This is a genomic window from Brevundimonas diminuta, assembly GCF_050310045.1.
In the GTDB taxonomy this organism is placed as follows: Bacteria; Pseudomonadota; Alphaproteobacteria; order Caulobacterales; family Caulobacteraceae; genus Brevundimonas; species Brevundimonas diminuta_F.
Window position 1 is genome coordinate 1062905 of the sequence record NZ_CP190005.1, and the last position, 18413, is coordinate 1081317.

The 18413-nt window shown below is 67.3% G+C and carries 18 protein-coding genes; 10 read left to right on the forward strand and 8 right to left on the reverse strand.

All coding sequences use genetic code 11. From position 1 onward, the window contains the following. Positions 1–48: 48 nt before the first annotated feature. A complete protein-coding gene (locus ACORJG_RS04980; RefSeq protein ID WP_427792098.1) occupies positions 49–921 on the forward strand; it encodes a DMT family transporter in 873 nt (290 codons plus the stop codon). A 10-nt stretch (positions 922–931) separates the two neighbouring features. Here ACORJG_RS04980 and ACORJG_RS04985 read toward each other — a convergent pair whose 3' ends face one another. Beyond that, positions 932–2440: an acetyl-CoA hydrolase/transferase family protein gene (locus ACORJG_RS04985; RefSeq protein WP_427792099.1), complete on the reverse strand. Its 1509-nt coding sequence runs from the start codon at positions 2438–2440 to the stop codon at positions 932–934. Positions 2441–2615: 175 nt separating this feature from the next. Next, a complete protein-coding gene (gene parC / locus ACORJG_RS04990; RefSeq protein ID WP_427792101.1) occupies positions 2616–4829 on the reverse strand; it encodes a DNA topoisomerase IV subunit A in 2214 nt (737 codons plus the stop codon). A 103-nt stretch (positions 4830–4932) separates the two neighbouring features. On the opposite strand from parC, the gene ACORJG_RS04995 reads away from it, so the two are divergent. Continuing rightward, a complete protein-coding gene (locus ACORJG_RS04995) occupies positions 4933–6000 on the forward strand; it encodes an NAD(P)H-dependent flavin oxidoreductase (protein WP_427792103.1) in 1068 nt (355 codons plus the stop codon). Between the two features lie 27 nt (positions 6001–6027). Here the strand turns inward: ACORJG_RS04995 and recO are convergent, their stop codons facing one another. The 4 genes from recO to ACORJG_RS05015 form a co-directional block, all read right to left on the reverse strand. Then, entirely contained in the window at positions 6028–6759 is a 732-nt protein-coding gene (recO, locus tag ACORJG_RS05000) for a DNA repair protein RecO (RefSeq protein ID WP_427792104.1), read from the reverse strand. Beyond that, positions 6759–7214 (reverse strand): nuclear transport factor 2 family protein, encoded by a 456-nt coding sequence (locus tag ACORJG_RS05005; RefSeq protein ID WP_427792105.1) that lies wholly within the window; start codon positions 7212–7214, stop codon positions 6759–6761. The genes recO and ACORJG_RS05005 overlap by 1 nt, the downstream gene beginning before the upstream one ends. A gap of 54 nt (positions 7215–7268) precedes the next feature. Beyond that, the gene (locus ACORJG_RS05010) at positions 7269–8006 is read right to left on the reverse strand and encodes an arginyltransferase (protein WP_427792107.1); all 738 of its coding nucleotides are present in this window, start codon (positions 8004–8006) and stop codon (positions 7269–7271) included. A 114-nt stretch (positions 8007–8120) separates the two neighbouring features. Next, entirely contained in the window at positions 8121–9023 is a 903-nt protein-coding gene (locus ACORJG_RS05015; RefSeq protein WP_427792109.1) for a flagellar motor protein MotB, read from the reverse strand. A gap of 130 nt (positions 9024–9153) precedes the next feature. Here ACORJG_RS05015 and ACORJG_RS05020 point away from each other — a divergent pair, with 130 nt between their 5' ends. After that, positions 9154–9660 (forward strand): flavin reductase family protein, encoded by a 507-nt coding sequence (locus ACORJG_RS05020; RefSeq protein ID WP_427792110.1) that lies wholly within the window; start codon positions 9154–9156, stop codon positions 9658–9660. A gap of 151 nt (positions 9661–9811) precedes the next feature. Here ACORJG_RS05020 and hemB read toward each other — a convergent pair whose 3' ends face one another. Continuing rightward, complete coding sequence (hemB, locus tag ACORJG_RS05025; RefSeq protein WP_313427115.1) at positions 9812–10813, reverse strand: porphobilinogen synthase; 1002 nt, start codon at positions 10811–10813, stop codon at positions 9812–9814. A 154-nt stretch (positions 10814–10967) separates the two neighbouring features. Here hemB and ACORJG_RS05030 point away from each other — a divergent pair, with 154 nt between their 5' ends. Next, complete coding sequence (locus ACORJG_RS05030; protein ID WP_427792111.1) at positions 10968–12104, forward strand: isobutyryl-CoA dehydrogenase; 1137 nt, start codon at positions 10968–10970, stop codon at positions 12102–12104. A gap of 51 nt (positions 12105–12155) precedes the next feature. Here ACORJG_RS05030 and ACORJG_RS05035 read toward each other — a convergent pair whose 3' ends face one another. After that, positions 12156–12587, reverse strand: coding sequence for a hypothetical protein (locus ACORJG_RS05035; RefSeq protein WP_427792113.1), 432 nt, complete (start codon positions 12585–12587; stop codon positions 12156–12158). Positions 12588–12697: 110 nt separating this feature from the next. Here ACORJG_RS05035 and ACORJG_RS05040 point away from each other — a divergent pair, with 110 nt between their 5' ends. The 6 genes from ACORJG_RS05040 (at position 12698) to ACORJG_RS05065 (ending at position 18413) form a co-directional block, all read left to right on the forward strand. Further along, entirely contained in the window at positions 12698–13753 is a 1056-nt protein-coding gene (locus ACORJG_RS05040; RefSeq protein WP_427792115.1) for an enoyl-CoA hydratase/isomerase family protein, read from the forward strand. Between the two features lie 51 nt (positions 13754–13804). Beyond that, positions 13805–15175, forward strand: coding sequence for a class II 3-deoxy-7-phosphoheptulonate synthase (locus ACORJG_RS05045; protein WP_427792117.1), 1371 nt, complete (start codon positions 13805–13807; stop codon positions 15173–15175). Further along, positions 15172–15738 carry a prephenate dehydratase domain-containing protein gene (locus ACORJG_RS05050; protein ID WP_427792119.1) on the forward strand — a complete coding sequence of 189 codons (567 nt, stop codon included), beginning with the start codon at positions 15172–15174 and terminating at the stop codon, positions 15736–15738. Before ACORJG_RS05045 ends, ACORJG_RS05050 begins: the two co-directional genes overlap by 4 nt. A gap of 310 nt (positions 15739–16048) precedes the next feature. Continuing rightward, positions 16049–16810 (forward strand): chorismate mutase, encoded by a 762-nt coding sequence (locus tag ACORJG_RS05055; protein WP_427792120.1) that lies wholly within the window; start codon positions 16049–16051, stop codon positions 16808–16810. Positions 16811–16859: 49 nt separating this feature from the next. Further along, positions 16860–17459 carry an SPOR domain-containing protein gene (locus ACORJG_RS05060; RefSeq protein ID WP_427792122.1) on the forward strand — a complete coding sequence of 200 codons (600 nt, stop codon included), beginning with the start codon at positions 16860–16862 and terminating at the stop codon, positions 17457–17459. A 120-nt stretch (positions 17460–17579) separates the two neighbouring features. After that, on the forward strand, positions 17580–18413 hold the full coding sequence (locus ACORJG_RS05065; RefSeq protein ID WP_427792124.1) for a division plane positioning ATPase MipZ: 834 nt from the start codon (positions 17580–17582) through the stop codon (positions 18411–18413).

The following is an 18413-nucleotide window of genomic DNA, read 5'->3' on the forward strand; positions in this document are numbered from 1 at the left end:
CCTTCGCCAGCGCCGCACGTCCAATCAGGCGGCGAAGAGGAAGACGGAATGGACACGGCGAAACAGAAACGCATCGACGGCCTGATCTGCGGGCTTTTGGGGGTGGTGATCTTCAGCGGCTCGTTGCCCGCCACGCGGGTGGCGGTGGCGGATCTGTCGCCGCTTTTCCTGACGGGCGCGCGGGCGGTCATCGCGGCGGCGCTGGCGGGACTGGTGCTGCTGGCCACGCGGCAGGCGCGACCGGATCGGCGCGATCTGAGGTCGCTGGCGGTGATCGCGGTCGGGGTGGTGGTCGGTTTTCCCCTGATAACGGCCGTGGCCCTGCAGCACATGACCTCGGCCCGGTCGATCGTCTTCATCGGCCTGTTGCCGCTGTCCACGGCCATCTTCGGCGTGTTGAGGGGGGCGGAACGGCCGCGCCCGCTGTTCTGGCTGTTCTCGGGTCTGGGCAGCGCCACGGTGATCGCCTTCGCCTTCAGCAACCACGGCGACGGATCGTGGACCAGCGACCTGCTGATGCTGGCCTCCGTTGTCATCTGCGGTCTGGGTTACGCCGAGGGCGGCATACTGGCGCGGCGTCTGGGCGGGTGGCAGGTCATCTGCTGGGCGCTGGTGCTGTCGGCGCCGATCATGCTGGTGGTGATGATGCTGGACCTGCCCGCCGACTGGAGCGCGGTCGGCGTCCCGGCGTGGACCGGGCTGGCCTATGTCTCGGTCTTCTCGATGCTGATCGGCTTCATTTTCTGGTACCGCGGGCTGGCGATGGGCGGCATCGCCAGCGTGGGGCAGCTGCAACTGCTCCAGCCCTTCTTCGCCCTGGCGCTGGCGGGGCTGGTGCTGCACGAGGCCGTGCCGTGGACCATGGTCGCGGCGGCGGCCCTGACAGTGGCCAGCGTCGCCGTGGCCCGCCGTTATGCCTGAGACGGGAGGATCAGGCCTTCATCGACCCCGTTTCGATGTAGCGCTGGTGCCACGACAGCGCCTCGGTCAGCAGGTGCGGCGACTGCAGGCCGTATGACCCTTCCAGCGCGCGATCGTAATAGTCCTTCAGCGCGTCGCGATAGTCGGGGTGGGCGCAGTTGGCGATGATGACCCGCGCGCGCTGCTTGGGCGACAAGCCGCGCAGATCGGCCAGCCCCTGTTCCGTGACGATGACCTGCACGTCCTGGGTGATGTGGTCGACGTGGCTGGCCATGGGCACGATGGCCGAGATCTTGCCGCCCTTGGCCGTCGACGGCGTGACGAAGCAGGAGATGTAGGCGTTGCGTGCAAAGTCGCCCGAGCCGCCGATGCCGTTCTGGATGCGCGAGCCCATGACGTGGGTCGAGTTGACGTTGCCGTAGATGTCGGCCTCGATCAGGCCGTTCATGGCGATGCAGCCCAGACGGCGGATGATCTCCGGGTGGTTCGAAATCTCCTGCGGGCGCAGGATGATCTTGCCGCGGAACTGCTCCATCCGGCTGTTCAGGTCAGCCGCCGCCTCGGGGCTGAGCGAGAAGGCGGTGGCCGAGGCGACCGTCAGCTTGCCTGAGTCCAGCAGGTCCAGCATCCCGTCCTGAAGCACTTCCGTATAGGCGGTCAGGTTCTCGAACGGACTGTCGGCCAGCCCCGCCAGCACGGCGTTGGCGACGTTGCCCACGCCCGATTGCAGCGGCAGCAGATGGGCGGGCAGGCGGCCCAGCTTCACTTCATGCTGCAGGAACTCGATCAGGTGGCCGGCGATGGCCGTGGCGCTGGCGTCGGGCGCGGCGAAGGGCAGATTGCGGTCGGGGCTGTCGGTCTCGACGATGGCGGCGATCTTCGACGGATCAACGCGGAAGACCGTCTCGCCGATCAGGTCGGTCGGCCTGGTCAGGGGGATCGGCACGCGCGCGGGCGGCAGGGCCGTGCCGTAATAGATGTCGTGCATCCCCTCCAGCGCCGCATTCTGCCAGCTGTTGACCTCAAGGATGATCTGATCGGCGCGATCCAGCCAGGTCTTGTTGTTGCCGATGGAGGACGAGGGGATCAGCGCCCCGTCCTCACGGATGCCCGACACCTCGACCACCGCCGTCTCCAGCGGCCCCAGGAAGCCCTGCCAGGCCACCGGCGCCACCTGCGACAGGTGCATGTCGAGGTATTCCATCTCGCCCTTGTTGATCTTCTCGCGGGCGATCGGGTCGGAGTTATAGGGCAGGCGGAACTCGATGCCGTCCGCCTTGGCCAGGGCGCCGTCCAGCTCCGGCCCGGTCGAGGCGCCGGTCCAGACCTTCAGCTTGAAGGGATTGCCCGCCGCGTGTTCGGCCTCGATCCGCTCAGCCAGCGCCATCGGCACGACCTTGGGATAGCCCGAGCCGGTGAAGCCGCTCATGCCCACGGTTGAGTTGGCCGGGATCAGGCTGGCGGCGTCCTCGGCGGACATGATCTTCGACTTGAGGGCGGCGTTACGAACACGGGACATCGCAAACCTGACGACTGTGGCCGGGGAGGGCGCAGGGAAGGGGCGGAGATAGGCTCCGCATCATTCTGATTCCAATACGGCTTTGGTCGTAACACTCCGTGATCACAAAGGCGTTAGCGGATGTGCGCTCCAAACGAAACACGCCTCCCTGACGGTCAGGGAGGCGTGTGGAACCCTATCGGAACTTACGCAGGCCGCGGGGGCCCTGGCGACCGGCGCCGGCGCGTTTGCCCAGCCAGTCCTTCCAGTCAGGCCAGTTGCGGCGGCGTCCGCCGCCGTCGGCCCATTCCGGCCCAGCTTCGGCGTTGAATACCGTTACGTCGGCCAGGCCGCCCTGCTTGTAGTTCTGCAGTTTGACGCCCTTGCCCCGGCCCATTTCAGGCAGTTCAGCGAGGGGGAAGACCAGCGTCTTGATGTTCTCGCCGATGACGGCGACGTGGTCAGCCTGCGGCTGGCTGGGGATGCGCAGCATAGCCAGCATCTCACCATTCAACACCTGCTTGCCGCCGCGCTTCTGGGCCAGCAAATCGTTCTCGGGCGCGACGAAGCCGTAGCCGGCCTTCGACGCAATCAGCAGCTTGGCGTTCGGTTCGTGCGCCACGACGTTGATGATGTCGGCCTTCTCGTCCAGGTCGATCATCAGGCGCAACGGCTCGCCATGGCCGCGTCCCGACGCCAGCTTGTCGGCGCCGATGGTGAAGATGCGTCCGTCCGACGCCCCGACCAGCAGTTTGTCCGTCGTATAGGCCGGGATCAGGAAGCCCAGTTTGTCGCCTTCCTTGAACTTCAGCTCGGAGGGGTCGTCGACCTTGCCCTTGGCGGCGCGAATCCAGCCGCGATCCGACAGGATGACGGTGATCGCCTCGCGCGGGATGAAGGCTTCCGGCGCCACGAAGGCCGAGGCGTCGACCGCCTCGCCGATCAGGGTGCGGCGCGGCGAGACCAAGGCCTTGCGGACGGCCTCAAGCTCCTTGCCGATAGCCTTCCACTGTTTCGCCTCGGAGGACGTCAGCGCCTGCAGTGCTGCAAGTTCTTCCGACAGCTCATTGAATTCCTTCTCGATCGTCATCTCTTCAAGACGGGCCAGCTGACGCAGGCGAGTGTCGAGGATGAAGTCGGCCTGAAGCTCGCTCAGGCTGAAGCGGGCGATCAGTTCGGCCTTGGGCTGCTCTTCCTCGCGGACGATGCGGATGACCTCGTCCAGGTTCAGGAAGACGATACGCAGGCCTTCCAGCAGGTGCAGGCGCTTCTCGACGCGGGCGATGCGCCACTGGCTACGGCGGTTCAGCACCACGCGGCGGTGATCTAGGAAGGCCCGCAGGCACTCCTTCAGCCCCATGACGCGCGGCGTGCCGGTGGCGTCCAGCACGTTCATGTTGATGGGGAAGCGCACCTCGAGATCGGACAGCTTGAACAGACTTTCCATCAGCATTTCAGGCTCGATGGTGCGGTTCTTAGGTTCGAGGATCAGGCGGATGTCTTCCGCCGACTCATCGCGCACGTCGCCCAGCAGGGGCGCCTTCTTGTTCTCGATCAGGTCGGCCAGCGCCTCGATCAGGCGCGACTTCTGCACCTGATACGGCATCTCGGTGATGATGATCTGATAGGCGCCGCGATCGAGCTTTTCCTCGACCCATTTGGCGCGCAGGCGCACGCCGCCGCGACCCGTCTCATAGGCGTCCAGAATGGCGGCCTGACTTTCGACCGACACGCCGCCGGTGGGGAAGTCCGGCCCCGGCACGATCCTGACCAGATCTTCCGTCGTGGCGTCCGGCCGTTCCAGCAGCAGATGACAGGCGTCGATCAGTTCGCCCACGTTGTGCGGCGGGATGGAGGTCGCCATGCCCACGGCGATGCCCGACGAGCCGTTAGCCAGCAGATTGGGGAAGCCCGCCGGCAGGACCACCGGCTCTTCGTCCTGATCGTCATAGGTGGGGCGGAAATCGACCGCGTCCTGATCGATGCCGTCCAGCAGCAGGACGGCGGCGGGCGTCAGCTTGCACTCGGTATAGCGCATGGCCGCCGCGCTATCGCCGTCGATGTTGCCGAAGTTCCCCTGACCGTCGACCAGCGGATAGCGCTGGGCGAAGTCCTGAGCCAGACGGACCAGCGCCTCATAGATGGAGGCGTCGCCGTGCGGGTGATAGCCGCCCATGACCTCGCCGACGACCTTGGCGCATTTGCGCGCGGCCGCCTGCGGGTTCAGCCGCATCTGGTGCATGGCGTACATGATGCGACGGTGCACGGGCTTGAAGCCGTCGCGCACGTCGGGCAGCGCCCGGTTGGTGATGGTCGACAGGGCGTAGGCCAGATAGCGGCGCGACAGCGCCTCGCCCATCGGCTCTTCAACGATGCGGCCGCCGTCCGGCGTCGGGGTGTGGATGGTCATACGACTTCGAATCAATGATCGGACGAGGAAAGTCTAGCGCAGCCGGGGCATGACGCCGGGATTGTCAGCGCCTATCTGTGCAGAAACGCGCGAAGGAGTCCCGATGAAGACCGCCCTGACCGACCGCCTCGGCCTGTCCATTCCGCTGATTCAGGCGCCGATGGCGGGAACTTCGACCGCCGAACTGGCCGCCGCCGTGTCGAATGCAGGGGCGCTGGGCTCCATCGCCCTGGGGGCCATAGACGCCGAGGCGAGCCGCAAGGCCATCCGCGCAGTCAAGGCGCTGACCGACCGGCCGTTCAACGTCAATCTGTTCTGCCATGCGCCGATCGCGGCCGATCCGGCGCGCGACGCCGTCTGGATCGACAGCCTGCGCCCGATCTTCGCCGAGTTCGACGCGGCCCCGCCCGAGCGGCTCAACGACATCTACCAGAGCTTCCTGACCGACGACGCCAAGCTGGCGGTGCTGGTCGAGGAAAAGCCCGCCGTGGTCAGCGTCCATTTCGGCCTGCCGCGCGCCGATCAGATCGTGGCGCTGAAGGCGGCGGGCTGCGTCCTGATCGCCAGCGCCACCACGCCCGAGGAAGGGCGCGCCGCTGTCGCCGCCGGGTTCGACATGGTGATCGCCCAAGGGGTCGAGGCGGGCGGCCATCGCGGCGTCTTCGATCCGGCCGATGATCCTCGCTTTGCGACCCTGCCTCTGACGCGCCTGCTGGCGCGCGACCTGCCGGTTCCCGTCGTCGCGGCAGGCGGGATCATGGACGGCGCCGGGATCGCGGCGGCGCTGGCGCTGGGCGCCGCCGGGGCGCAGTTGGGGACAGCCTTCGCATCGTGCCCGGAATCGGCGGCGGATGGCGCCTATCGTGCAGCCTTGTCGGGGACAGAGACTAGGCGCACGCGAGTCAGCGCGGCCATTTCCGGCCGTCCGGCGCGCGGGGTGGAGAACGCCTTCATGCGCCGCGCCGATGAGACGAAGATCGCCGCCTATCCCTATGCCTACGATCTCGGCAAGGCGTTGAACGCGGCGGCAAAAGCCAAGGGCGACAACGGCTATGCGCCGCACTGGGCCGGGCAAGCCGCGCCGCTGGGCCGCGCTTTGCCCGCCGCTGAACTGGTCGCGACGCTGGAAAAGGAAACGCGCGAGGCGATTGCGGGGCTGGCCCGCTTCTGACCGTTCCCGCTCATCCCGGCGAAGGCGTTACAGCCGCCCGGCGTCACCCAGTTTATCGATCATCCAGACCCGCGCGGGCGGCAGCGGTCGGTTCAAGGCGTGGAAGACGAACTGCTCAAGGAAATGCCCCGTCAGCTCCAGCCCCGCCTTAACGTCGCCTTCTCCTAGCCCTGCCTGCGCGCCCAGCATAAAAGGCGGCAGCGTCAGTAGTTTGTCGGCATAGGGCGCGCCCGCCTCGCGGCTGACCGCGCGGCCGGTGCGGGGACTGACCCAGACCAGATCGTCCATCGACCCCGTTGAGGCGCAGCGCGACAGGTCGAGACCAAACCCCAGATCCTCCAGCAACCCGGCCTCGAACCGCACGAAGATGGCGGGCCAGACGTCAGGCACGGCGAAGGCGCCCATCAGCGCCTCGAAGGCATAGAAGGCGCCGGGATGCGGCTCCCGCTCCGGCAGGGCCCCCTGCGCCACCGCTGCGGCGGCGCTGAGGCCGGTCAGGGCCAGCGGGTCGTCGAACAGGGCGGCGGGGCCTTCGCCCACCGGCTCCAACCGCGCAGAGCCCAGTTGATCCGACGTCCGCGACCGCAGATCGGCCACGACCCGCGCGCCGGGTTGAAGAAAGGGCCGCATCCGGCGCGACGCCCCGCCCGCGACATAGGCGGCGCGGCGGCCATGCCGCTCGGTCAGCAGATCGACCACCGCCCCCGTATCGCCATGCGCCCGCGCCGACAGCACGAAGGCGTCGTCCTGAACCTCCATCAGTCGGCCTTGATGGCGTCGACGACGGCGCGCGCCCGGTCGTTCGGCACGGTGAAGCTGAGGACATACTGCTCGATCTTCCAGCCGTCGTCGGTCAGGCGCAGCACGCCCGAGCCGCGCGTGGTTCCATAGGCGTCATTGTCCAGCACCTCGTCGAACCAGGCGACGCAGCGGCAGTCGATGGGGGCGATGGTCACGGTCCGCGCCGTCGGCCGATAGGTCCAGCCGCGCCCTTGCGAGAAATAGGGCATGGCGTAGGCGCGGAACTCCGGCAGGCTCCACCGCTCGCCCGCATCGGTGCCGATGAAGCGGGCGTCCGAGGTGAAGGTCGCGAAATAGGCCTCGCCGTCCGCGACCGAGGCGGCGGCGTGCATGACGTCCAGCGTGCGCTCGACCGGCGCGACCTCGGCCGAAGCGGCGGACAGTTGAAGCATCATCAGGGCGGCGGTGAACATGACGGATGTTCTAGTCCTGTTCTTGTTTTGGCGAAAGCACTGTTCGCGTGACGCCTATTCCTCCAACCGCTCCCAGCCCCAGGGGCGCAGGGCCTCCAGCGGGCGGAACTCGGACTTGTAGTCCATCTTGGGCGAGCCCTGGACCCAGTAGCCGAGGTAGACATAGGGCAGGGCGGCCGTCTCGGCCTGATCCAGATGGTCCAGGATGGCGAAGCGCCCAAGGCTGCGGCGTTCCATGTCGGGGTCGAAGAAGCTGTAGACCATCGACAGGCCGTCATGCAGCAGGTCGGTCAGGCAGACGCCGATCAGGCGGCCGGGGCCGTCGTCTTCACTGGGCAGGCGGTATTCGATCAGATGGGTGCGCACGGCCGTGTCCTCGACCATCGACACATAGTCCAGCCAGCCCATGTCGCTCATCCCGCCGCCGGGGTGGCGGGCGTTCAGATAGCGTTGCAGCAGGTCGAACTGCTCCATCGTCGCCTCGGCCTCGACCAGGCTGCGCGACAGGTCGGCGTTGCGCGCCAGTATGCGGCGACGCGAGCGGGACAGCTGGAAATCCGCCACCGGAATCCGCACCGAGACGCAGGCGGCGCAGGCCTCGCACGCGGGGCGATAGGCGATGTTCTGGCTGCGGCGGAACCCGGCGTGGGTCAGGGCGTCGTTGACGTCGGCTCCATCGGCGAAGGGCAGATTGGCGAAAACCTTCCGCTCGAACCGGCCTGGCAGATAGGGACAGGGCGCGCTGGCGGTCATGAAGAAGCGAAGCTGGCGCGAGAAGAAATGCTGGGTCACGGCTGTCGCTCCGTGACGGCGTCGGCGCCCGAACAGGGGCGGCAGGATGGATACGCGCGGATCATGTCATGATTTGGCGCGCAACCGACCGTTTTCGCAAGCCTTCTTCGCGTCCTAGAGGCTGGTGTCCGTCGGCAGGACCGGCGCTTCGCGCAGCAGGACGATGGCGATGCGGCGGTTGCCCGCCAGCGACGGGTCGTCGGGATACAGCGGATCGGACCCCGCCTTGCCCGCGACCGAATAGACCCGGTCGGCATTCACGCCTGCGCTCTGCAAGGCCAGACGCGAGGCGTCGGCGCGCGCCGAGGACAGCGGCCAGTCGCCGGGGCTGCTGGCGCGGCTGGACCCGGCGACGGCGCTGGTGTGGCCGGTGATGCTGATACGATTGGGCAGTTGGTTGATGACCTTGGCCACGGCGCGCAGCAGCAGTTGGGCGCGTGGATTGGGTCGGGCCGAGCCGTTCTCGAACATCGAGCGGCCTTCCTGATCGACCAGCTGGATACGCAGGCCTTCCGGCGTCTGGTCGATGATCAGCTGTTTCGACAGCTCGGCCAGTTCCGGCATGGACTGCATGGCCTGACGCAGGGATTCGGCGGCGCTGGCGAAGTCAGCGGCCTCACGCCGGGCGATCTCGGCGCGCAGAGCGGCCTCGCTGGCCGAGGCGAGGTTGGAGCTTTGGCCCGCCTCCTGCGGCGCGTCGGGCGCCTCGGGAGCCAGTTGTTCGATGACGGCGTTGGAGCCCGAGCCCTTGGCTCCTTCGGAATCGCCCAGCGAGGTGCCGCCCAGAATGCCGCCCGAGCCGGACGTCGAGGCCGAGACATTGGCCGGGGCGAAATATTCGGCGATGCCGCGCTTCTGTTCGGGGTCGGTCGTATTGATCAGCCACATCAACAGGAAGAAGGCCATCATGGCGGTGACGAAGTCGGCATAGGCCACCTTCCACGCGCCGCCGTGGTGGCCTTCGGCGGCGACCTTTTTGACCTTCTTGATCAGGATCGGGCGATCGTTCAGCGCCATGGGGCGGGTCCGTCTTAACCGTGTACGTTCGCCTTACATCCCACGCGGGGCTTAAGAAGCGGTTGCGGTGCGGTGAAAGGAAAGGCGCGCGCTCTTGCCGAGGCGGGCCTCACGGCCTAGCTGATGCCCCATGTCTGATGCGTCCGCCGTCCCCGCCGCCGATTTCGACGCCCGCGCCTATCGCCGGGCGCTGGGCGGGTTCGCGACCGGGGTCTGCGTGGTGACGGCCCATACGATCGACGGTCCTCTGGGGATCACGGTGAACAGCTTCACCTCGGTCTCACTGGATCCGCCGCTGGTGCTGTGGTGCATGGACATCAAGTCCGACCGCCACGACGCCTTCGCCGGGGCCGAGCGCTTCGCTGTCCACATGCTGCCGGTCGAGGACAAGGCCATGTCCGACCGCTTCGCCTGGGGCGTGTGCCGCCTGTCGGATGACGAGTTCGCCGTGGACGATCCCGAGCCGCCGCGCCTGCTGAATGCGGTGACGCGCCTGACCTGTCAGACGCATGACCGCATCGTCATGGGCGACCATCTGGTCATCGTCGGCCGGGTCGAGGCGTTCGACACCCGGCCGGGCGATGCTTTGACCTATTTCCGCGGGAAATACGGCAAGGCGGCCGATCCGACCGCCTGATCCTTCTCCCCTTGAGGGAGAAGGTGGACGGCGAAGCCGGACGGATGAGGGGTGCGAAGACGCGCGCTCGCGTTTCCCACTTCATACCGCCCGCCGACACCCCTCATCCGAGCCCTTTGGGCCCACCTTCTCCCGCAAGGGGAGAAGGGCTTTATCCCATCATCCGCGCGGCTTGCGGCGCGAAATAGCTGATGACCCCGGACGCCCCCGCGCGCTTGAATGCGTGCAGGCTTTCCAGAATCGCACGGTCAGGGTCCAGCCAGCCATTGGCGAAGGCGGCCTGCATCATCGCGTACTCGCCGGACACCTGATAGGCGAAGGTCGGAACCTTGAACGTCTGCGACACCAGCCGGACGATATCCAGATAGGGCAGGCCCGGCTTGACGATCAGGGCGTCGGCGCCTTCCGACAGGTCCATCGCCACCTCGCGCAGGGCCTCCTCGGCGTTGGCGAAGTCCATCTGATAGGTCTTTTTGTCGCCGGTCAGCGACTTGGACGAGCCGACCGCGTCGCGATAGGGGCCATAGAAGGCCGAGGCGTATTTGGCCGCATAGCTGATGATCAGCGTATCGCTCAGGCCGTTGGCTTCCAGCGCCTCCCGGATGGCCTGGACGCGGCCGTCCATCATGTCGGACGGCGCCACGGCGTCGGCGCCCGCGTGGGCGTGGATGAAGGCCTGCTCGGCCAGCCGCTCCAGCGTCGGATCGTTGACGATGCGGCCGTCTTCCAGAACGCCGTCGTGGCCGTGGTCGGTGTAGCAGTCCAGCGCCACATCGGTCATGACGCCGATCTCGGGCGCGGCGTCCTTGATGGCGCGGATGCAGTCGGGGATCAGGCCGTCCGGGTCGGTGGCGGCGGTGGCGACATTGTCCTTCAGCCCGTCGTTCACGTTCGGGAACAGGGCCACCATCGGAATGCCCAGATCGCGCGCCTCGACGGCGGCCTTGGCGGCTTCCTTCGGCGACAGGCGGAAGACGCCCGGCATGGAGGCGACCGGCTGGCGATCCTCGTCGCCGTCATGGACGATCAGCGGCCAGATCAGATCGGCGGGCGTCAGGGTCGTCTCGGCGACCAGACGGCGCACCCAGGGCTGCGAACGCAGGCGACGCGGGCGGGCGTAGGGGAAGGCGGCGGGCTGGAAGGGCATGGTCATGCGCGCGGCTTAAAACAAAGCGCGCAGAGAGGCAAAAGGCGAACTGTCCACCCGTGGCTATCCCTCAGCCGGGACGGGGTGACGCGCGCGCCGCCAGCCGTTAGAAGCGCCCCGAACGCCCCGTCAGAGGGCAGGCTGTAATGCGGGAGCTTTCATGGACTTCGCCCTCACCGACGATCAACGCGCCATTCAGGACGCGGCCCGCGCCTTCGCCGAGGCCGAACTGGCCCCGCATTCGGCCCGCTGGGACGAGGACAAGCACTTCCCGGTCGACGTGCTGAAGGCCGCCGCCGAGATGGGCTTCGCCGGCATCTATACGGGCGAGGAGCACGGCGGCATGGGGCTGGGCCGGGTCGAGGCGGCGCTGATCTTTGAAGAGCTGTCGCGCGGCGACGTGGCGACGGCGGCCTTCATCTCGATCCACAACATGGCGACGTGGATGATCGACAGCTTCGGCTCGGACGAGCTGCGGGCGCGTTTCGTGCCGTCGCTGGTCGGGATGGAGAAGATCGCCAGCTACTGCCTGACCGAGCCGGGCTCGGGCTCGGACGCGGCGGCGCTGCGGACGACGGCGGTGCGCGATGGCGACCACTATGTGCTGAACGGCGCCAAGGCCTTCATCTCGGGCGCCGGAACGTCGGACGTCTATGTCGTCATGGTCCGCACCGGCGGCGAGGGGCCGAAGGGCATCTCGACCATCGTGGTCGAGGCGGGTACGCCGGGCCTGTCGTTCGGCGCCAATGAGAAGAAGATGGGCTGGAACGCCCAGCCGACCGCCGTGGTTAGCTTCGACGATTGCCGCGTGCCGGTCGCCAATCTGGTGGGCGAGGAAGGCGCGGGCTTCAAATACGCCATGGCCGGTCTGGACGGCGGGCGCCTGAACATCGCCGCCTGCTCGCTGGGCGGGGCGCGTCTGGCGCTGGAAACGGCGCAGGACTACGTCGCCAGCCGCAAGCAGTTCGGTCAGGCCATCGGCCAGTTCCAGAACACCCAGTTCGAACTGGCGGACATGGCCACGGACCTTGAGGCCGCCCGCCTGATGGTGCTGCGCGGCGCCTGGGCCATCGACACCGGCCATCCGGAAAAGACCAAATGGTGCGCCATGGCCAAGCGCCTGACCACCGACGCCTGCTTCCAGATCGCCGATCAGGCGCTGCAGCTGCACGGCGGCTACGGCTATCTGAAGGACTACCCGCTGGAACGGATCGTGCGCGACCTGCGCGTTCATCGCATCCTGGAAGGCACCAATGAGATCATGCGTGTGATCGTGGCGCGCGAGCTGGCGCGCTAGAGCGAAATCGGTTCACACGCGATCGCATGTGAACCCAGATGGTTCTAGGCGTCAGCCGCAGCGCCTCGCCAGATTCACCAGCGCGGCGGACCGGCCCAGATACCAGGGCTCGTCCGCCTCGTTCGGGGCGTGGAGGTCGACGTTGCGGGCCTGTTTCAGGGCGGCCTGACCTTCGGGCGACAGGGTGTAGACGTGCCTGTCCATCTCATCGACCGAGGGCGTCAGCGCATAGTCTGTATTGTCGATCGTCACGGCCAGGACGTGCTCGCCGGGGCCGGGCGATCCCGGAAAATCATAGAAATACTGGAACGCAACCCGTCCGCCCGCACAGTGCGCACGTGTGATGACCGAGGTGAAGTTCCAGTTCAGGAAGCTGGCCACCGGCCCTTCGCCCGATACGTCGTGCGTCACCCACTGCGCGCTTCTTTCATCGGCGGGCGCGGCGATCAGGGTCAGGACGGCTGTCATCGCGGCGATGAGCATGGGGCATGTCCTTCGTGAGCAGTACGGGCGACATAGCAACGCTGCATCGCCGCGAATGCAAGGCGGTTCTGCGGCTTTACCCACGACCGCCCCGGCACTAGACCCAAGATATGAGCACTGAATCTGAAGTCATCACCCGCATCGAAAATGGTGTCGGCCGCATCACCCTGAACCGGCCCAAGGCGATCCACGCCCTGAACCGACCCATGTGCGAGGCGATGATCGAGGCGCTGCTAGCCTGGCGCGCGGACGATGCGGTTCAGTCGGTGCTGATCGACCACGCGGGCGAGCGCGGCTTCTGCGCCGGGGGCGACATCCGCATGATCGCCGAAAGCGGGGCAGGGGACGCCTCGGAGGCCAAGGCCTTCTTCCGAACCGAGTATCAGCTGAACCATCTGATGTTCGTCTATCCCAAGCCGATCACGGCGGTGGTGGACGGCATCGTCATGGGCGGCGGCGTGGGCATCAGCGAGCCTGCGGGTGTCCGCATCGCCACCGAGCGCACCACCTACGCCATGCCCGAGACGGGCATCGGCCTGTTCCCCGATGTGGGCGGCGGCTGGTTCCTGCCGCGCCTGCCGGGCCAGACGGGCGTGTGGCTGGCGCTGACCGGCGCGCGGCTGAAGGCGGCGGATACGGTGGCGCTGGGCATTCACACCCACTTCATTGCATCCGAGGCTGTCGAGGGCCTGAAGGCCGAACTTCTGGCCGCGCCTGCCGACCCGAAGGTGGTTGCTGATCGGCTCGCCGGTGACGCCGGGCCGTCGCCGTTGGCCCCGCACCGCGAGGCCATCGACCGCCTGTTCGCCTTCGACACGGTCGAGGAAATCGTCGCCGCGCTTCAGGCTGACGGTTCGGACTGGGCGCAGAAGCAACTCGACATCCTGAAGACCAAGTCGCCGCAGTCGCTGAAGGTCAGCCTGCGCCAGATCCGCACGGGCGCCACCCTGACCGACTTCGCCGACAACATGGCGATGGAATATGCGCTGGGCGGGCGCGTGGTTCAGACCCACGACTTCCAGGAAGGCGTCCGCGCCGTCATCATCGACAAGGACAATGCGCCGCTCTGGTCGCCCGCCGATCTGTCGGGCGTTTCCGACGCTCAGATTGAGGCGTTGTTCGCAGCTTTGCCGTCGGCTGAGGCATGGAAACCGTTTAAGGGCTGATTTCGCGCAAGCTTCATTGTTCCGGGCGGGGGAAAAGCCTATCTTGGCGGCATGACCAAGCGCTGGACCCCCGAATCCTGGAGAAACAAGCCCGTCCTGCATATGCCGACGGACTATCCGGACGCCGCCGAACTGACGCGCGTCGAAGACGAACTGCGGGCGATGCCGCCCCTCGTCTTTGCGGGCGAGGCGCGCCGTCTGACCGACCATCTGGCTCAGGTCGAGGCGGGCAACGCCTTCCTGCTGCAGGGCGGCGACTGCGCCGAGAGCTTCAAGGAGTTCTCGACCGACAACATCCGCGACACCTTCCGCCTGATCCTGCAGATGGCGGTGGTCCTGACCTTCGCCGGCCGCAAGCCGGTGGTGAAGGTCGGCCGCATCGCCGGTCAGTTCGCCAAGCCGCGTTCGTCGCCGGTCGAGGAGATCGGCGGGGTCGAGCTGCCGTCCTATCGCGGCGACATCATCAACGGCATGGGTTTCACGCCGGAAGAGCGGATGCCTGATCCGCAGCGCCTGATCCGCGCCTATAACCAGTCGGCCTCGACGCTGAACCTGCTGCGCGCCTTCGCGGGCGGCGGCTATGCCGACCTGTACAACATCCACCGCTGGACGCTGGGCTTTGCCGACGACGGCGCGGGCGCGGCCTACCGCGAGCTGGCCGACAAGATCACCGAGGCCCTGGCCTTCATGGAGGCGGTCGGCGTCACGCCCGAAACGCACCCCGACCTGTCGCGCGTCGAGGTCTTCACCAGCCACGAGGCCCTGCTGCTGAACGTCGAGAGCGCCTTGACGCGCCTGGACGGTTCTACCGGCGAATGGTTCGACACCTCGGCCCACATGCTGTGGATCGGCGAGCGCACGCGTCAGCTGGACGGCGCCCACATCGAGTTCATGCGCGGCATCTCCAACCCCATCGGGGTCAAGTGCGGGCCGACCATGACGGCGGACGACCTGCTGCCGCTGATCGACGCCCTGAACCCGAACAACATCCCGGGCCGCCTGACGCTGATCGGCCGCTTTGGTCATGACAAGGTGGGCGACCGCCTGCCGGGTCTGATGCGGGCGGTGAAGGCGGCAGGCAAGCGCGTCATCTGGTCGATCGACCCGATGCACGGCAATACGCTGAAGGCCGGCAACGGCTACAAGACCCGTCCGTTCGACCGCGTGATGACCGAGGTCCGCACCTTCATCGATGTGGCCGAGGCCGAGGGCGTCCACCCCGGCGGCGTCCATCTGGAGATGACCGGCCAGAACGTCACCGAATGCATCGGCGGCGCCCAGGCGGTGACCGAGGACGACCTGTCCAGCCGTTACCACACCCACTGCGACCCGCGTCTGAACGCGGATCAGGCTTTGGAGATGGCCTTCCTGGTCGCCGAACGCCTCAAGGCCGGGCGGCAGGCCCGGTCCGAGGCTGCATGACGTCAGACGACCTCGCGCCCGGCCGCGTCGCCTTTCAGGGCGCGCCGGGCGCCTTCAGCCATGAGGCCTGCCTCGACCTGCGCCCGTGGGACGAGCCGGTGGGCCATGAGACGTTTCAGGGCGCCATCGACGCCCTGTTGAGCGGCGACTGCCAGTGCGCCCTGATCCCGGTCGAGAACTCGACCGTGGGCGTGGTCGAGCCGTCCTCGACGCTGGTGCGGCAGGCGGGTCTGGTCGCGGTCACCGAGGCGTGGCGGCCGATCCGTCTGGCCCTGCTGGGCGTCCCGGGCGCGCGTCTTTCGGATGTGAAGACGGCCGAAAGCCATCCGGTCGCGCTTCAGCAATGCTCCATCGCCCTGAATGAAATGGGCATTGTCGCTCAGGAAGTATTCGACACCGGCGGCGCGGCGGCGGCCGTGGCGGCTGCGGGCGATGTGACCCGCGCCGCCGTCGCGCCCGCCCGCGCGGCCGAGGTCTATGGACTGTCGGTTCTGCGCAACGATCTGCAGGATTTCAGCGACAATCGCACACGCTTTGTCCTCTTCGTCGCGCCCCGGGCTTGACCGCGCACAAATTTTGCGGCTTTAAGGTCCGGTCGGATCAACCCTGATCCAGAAACCGGACCGGATACATGTCCTCGCTGCGCGCACAAATGACCGTTGAAACCACCACGCGCGCGGTGGCCGGCTTTTATTTTGGCTACGGCTATTACGGCTTTCGATACGCCGGCTGAGGCGTCGGGTTTCTAACCAACCCCTGACAGTCTCACTGGCGACCGCTTCTCCCCAAGCGGCCTTCCTGCGCGTCCCTGCCTGATCTTTATCGGCGGACGCGGCTTCCTATCGAAAAAATTCATGCCGAAAGCCATCTCCCATGTCGCAATCCGCCATCCAGCAAGTCTGGCCCGCCGAATCCGCTGAACTGAGCGCCGAACAGAAGGCGCTGGCCGCCCTGCGCGCCGAAATCGACAATATCGACGATCAGATCCTCGAACTGTTCGAGCGCCGCCTGTCCGTCGCCGCCCAGGTCGGCAAGGCCAAGGATGCCCCGTCCGGCCCGCACACCAAGCTGCGCCCTGACCGCGAACAGGCCGTGCAGGCCCGCATCCTGAAACAGTGCGACCCCCAGAACCGCGAGGCGGTCGAGCATCTGTGGCGCGAGATCGTCGGCTGGGGTCTGGCCCGTCAAGGCCGCCTGCAGGTTCAGGTCTGGGCCCCGATCGACCCGTCCAAGGCTGTGGACGGCGCCCGTCTGCGCTTCGGCGCCGCCGCCGACATCAAACTGGTTCTCGATCCGCAGGCGGCGCTTGCCCATGCGGCCGAGGGCAAGGGCGTGGCCGTCCTGTCCATCAGCGGCGACGATCCCTGGTGGATCGGTCTGCGTCGTGAATGGTCGATGCTCAGCGTGTTCGACGGTTACGGCGGTGAGACGCCGACGTCTCTGGCCGTGGGCAAGATCGATCCGCCCGCCCTGCCGACCGGCCGCCGCGTCGTGGTGACGGCGGGCGGAGACGCGGGCGACGGCTCGGGCGCACGCCGTTGGGGCCTGAACACCCATCACGGCTGGAGCCTGGCCCTGACCGACGCCGATGTGGCGCCGGGCGACGTCGAAGGCTGCGTTGGCGCCATCGGCTGAGATCACGCCGTTAACTTCGTCTCAAAGCAGGGCGGGCGAGGGTGGCTGCATGGCCCGTCCCGTCCTGCACAGACTTAGCATCGTCGCCGCCCTTTCGGCGGCTGCACTGACGCTTGCGGGCTGTGGCGTGAACGAGAGCGACCCGCACCGTTTTGAAGCGATGGCGCAATCGGTGGCCTCCATCCCTGTTTCGTCCGGAGACGAAGCCGCTGCGCCCGCCGCCGCGCCGCAACGGGCGGATCGGAAGGCTTCTCCGCTGAAGGTCGAACTGCTGACCCCGCATGAGCTGTGGGATGTCCGCGACGGGGGCAGGGCGCGTGTCACGCTGGCCGCCGCCCCTGCGCCCCATCCCGATCCGGAGGCGCCGCCGCCCGCGCGCGCGCCCGTTCGGTCGGCAACTTTACGTCATGTCCAGCTGGGCGCCTTTTCCAGCGAGGACAGCGCCCGCGCGGCATGGTCGCGCCTGAATCAGGGAGCGGGCGCAGCCGTGCTGTCGGGGCTTCAGCCCGCCTATGAGGCGGTCGAGGTCGCGGGGCGCCGTCTGGTTCGTCTGAAGGTCGCCGCCTCCGCCGAACAGGTGCAGGCCCTGTGCCGTGATCTGGCGGCGTCCGACCCGTGGTGCGCGCGATCGGGCGGCGCGCCTGTCTGATCGTCCACAGGCTGCGCTTAAGGTTTCGTTGACGATTGGCCTTCGCGGCCTGATCTTGCGCGGCATGGGCGGGCGGCGGACGAAGATGAGTCGCGCCTGCTGATCACAGTGGGATTTCACATGGCGCAGCCTCAGGTCATCGTCATCGGCAATGAAAAGGGCGGGGCGGGCAAGTCCACCCTGGCCATTCACATCGTCACCGGCCTTCTGCACGCCGGACGCAAGGTCGCCATCATCGATCTGGACCTGCGCCAGCGCTCGATGGAGCGGTTCTTCGCCAACCGCGTCGCCTGGACCAAGGCCAACGGCCATGATCTGCCGCACCCGATCGTGCCGGACATGGGCGACGGCAAGGCCCTGCACAAGGCTGATGAGACGGAGCAGTTGGCCCGTTTCGAGGCCGCCTATGCCGAGGCGAATGGCGTCGCCGACGTCATCGTCATCGACACCCCGGGCGGGGACACGGCCCTGTCGCGCGCCGCGCACGGCCGCGCCGATCAGATCGTCACGCCGATGAACGACAGCTTCGTCGACTTCGATCTGTTGGGCGAAGTGGACCCGGTTACGCTGGATCTGGTCAAGCCGTCCATCTATTCCGAAAGCGTCTGGGAGGCGCGCAAGCACCGCGCCATCACTGAGGGTCGTCAGGTGACGATCGACTGGATCGTCGTCACCAACCGTCTGGCCGTGGCCGAGGCGCGCAACCGCCGCCGTCTGGCCTCGCGCATGGCCAAGCTGGCCAAGCGGGTCGGATTCCGCGTCGGGCCGGGCCTGCGCGACCGGGTCATCTATCGCGAACTCTTCCCCTTCGGCCTGACCGTGGCGGACCTGTCGAACGACATCCGCCCGGTGTCGGTGTCCCTGGCTCACGTCGCTGCGCGTCAGGAGATGCGTAATCTGATGCAGGCTCTGGGTCTGGACGACGCCATCGCCGCGATGGACGCGGCGGCTTGA

What these genes read in the sequence shown, in the direction of transcription:
- ACORJG_RS04980 (WP_427792098.1), top strand. Translation starts at nt 49, where the DNA reads ATGGACACGGCGAAACAGAAACGCATCGACGGCCTGATCTGCGGGCTT.
- ACORJG_RS04985 (WP_427792099.1), bottom strand. Translation starts at nt 2,440, where the DNA reads ATGTCCCGTGTTCGTAACGCCGCCCTCAAGTCGAAGATCATGTCCGCC.
- parC (WP_427792101.1), bottom strand. Translation starts at nt 4,829, where the DNA reads ATGACCATCCACACCCCGACGCCGGACGGCGGCCGCATCGTTGAAGAG.
- ACORJG_RS04995 (WP_427792103.1), top strand. Translation starts at nt 4,933, where the DNA reads ATGAAGACCGCCCTGACCGACCGCCTCGGCCTGTCCATTCCGCTGATT.
- recO (WP_427792104.1), bottom strand. Translation starts at nt 6,759, where the DNA reads ATGGAGGTTCAGGACGACGCCTTCGTGCTGTCGGCGCGGGCGCATGGC.
- ACORJG_RS05005 (WP_427792105.1), bottom strand. Translation starts at nt 7,214, where the DNA reads ATGTTCACCGCCGCCCTGATGATGCTTCAACTGTCCGCCGCTTCGGCC.
- ACORJG_RS05015 (WP_427792109.1), bottom strand. Translation starts at nt 9,023, where the DNA reads ATGGCGCTGAACGATCGCCCGATCCTGATCAAGAAGGTCAAAAAGGTC.
- ACORJG_RS05020 (WP_427792110.1), top strand. Translation starts at nt 9,154, where the DNA reads ATGTCTGATGCGTCCGCCGTCCCCGCCGCCGATTTCGACGCCCGCGCC.
- hemB (WP_313427115.1), bottom strand. Translation starts at nt 10,813, where the DNA reads ATGACCATGCCCTTCCAGCCCGCCGCCTTCCCCTACGCCCGCCCGCGT.
- ACORJG_RS05030 (WP_427792111.1), top strand. Translation starts at nt 10,968, where the DNA reads ATGGACTTCGCCCTCACCGACGATCAACGCGCCATTCAGGACGCGGCC.
- ACORJG_RS05035 (WP_427792113.1), bottom strand. Translation starts at nt 12,587, where the DNA reads ATGCTCATCGCCGCGATGACAGCCGTCCTGACCCTGATCGCCGCGCCC.
- ACORJG_RS05040 (WP_427792115.1), top strand. Translation starts at nt 12,698, where the DNA reads ATGAGCACTGAATCTGAAGTCATCACCCGCATCGAAAATGGTGTCGGC.
- ACORJG_RS05045 (WP_427792117.1), top strand. Translation starts at nt 13,805, where the DNA reads ATGACCAAGCGCTGGACCCCCGAATCCTGGAGAAACAAGCCCGTCCTG.
- ACORJG_RS05050 (WP_427792119.1), top strand. Translation starts at nt 15,172, where the DNA reads ATGACGTCAGACGACCTCGCGCCCGGCCGCGTCGCCTTTCAGGGCGCG.
- ACORJG_RS05055 (WP_427792120.1), top strand. Translation starts at nt 16,049, where the DNA reads ATGTCGCAATCCGCCATCCAGCAAGTCTGGCCCGCCGAATCCGCTGAA.
- ACORJG_RS05060 (WP_427792122.1), top strand. Translation starts at nt 16,860, where the DNA reads ATGGCCCGTCCCGTCCTGCACAGACTTAGCATCGTCGCCGCCCTTTCG.
- ACORJG_RS05065 (WP_427792124.1), top strand. Translation starts at nt 17,580, where the DNA reads ATGGCGCAGCCTCAGGTCATCGTCATCGGCAATGAAAAGGGCGGGGCG.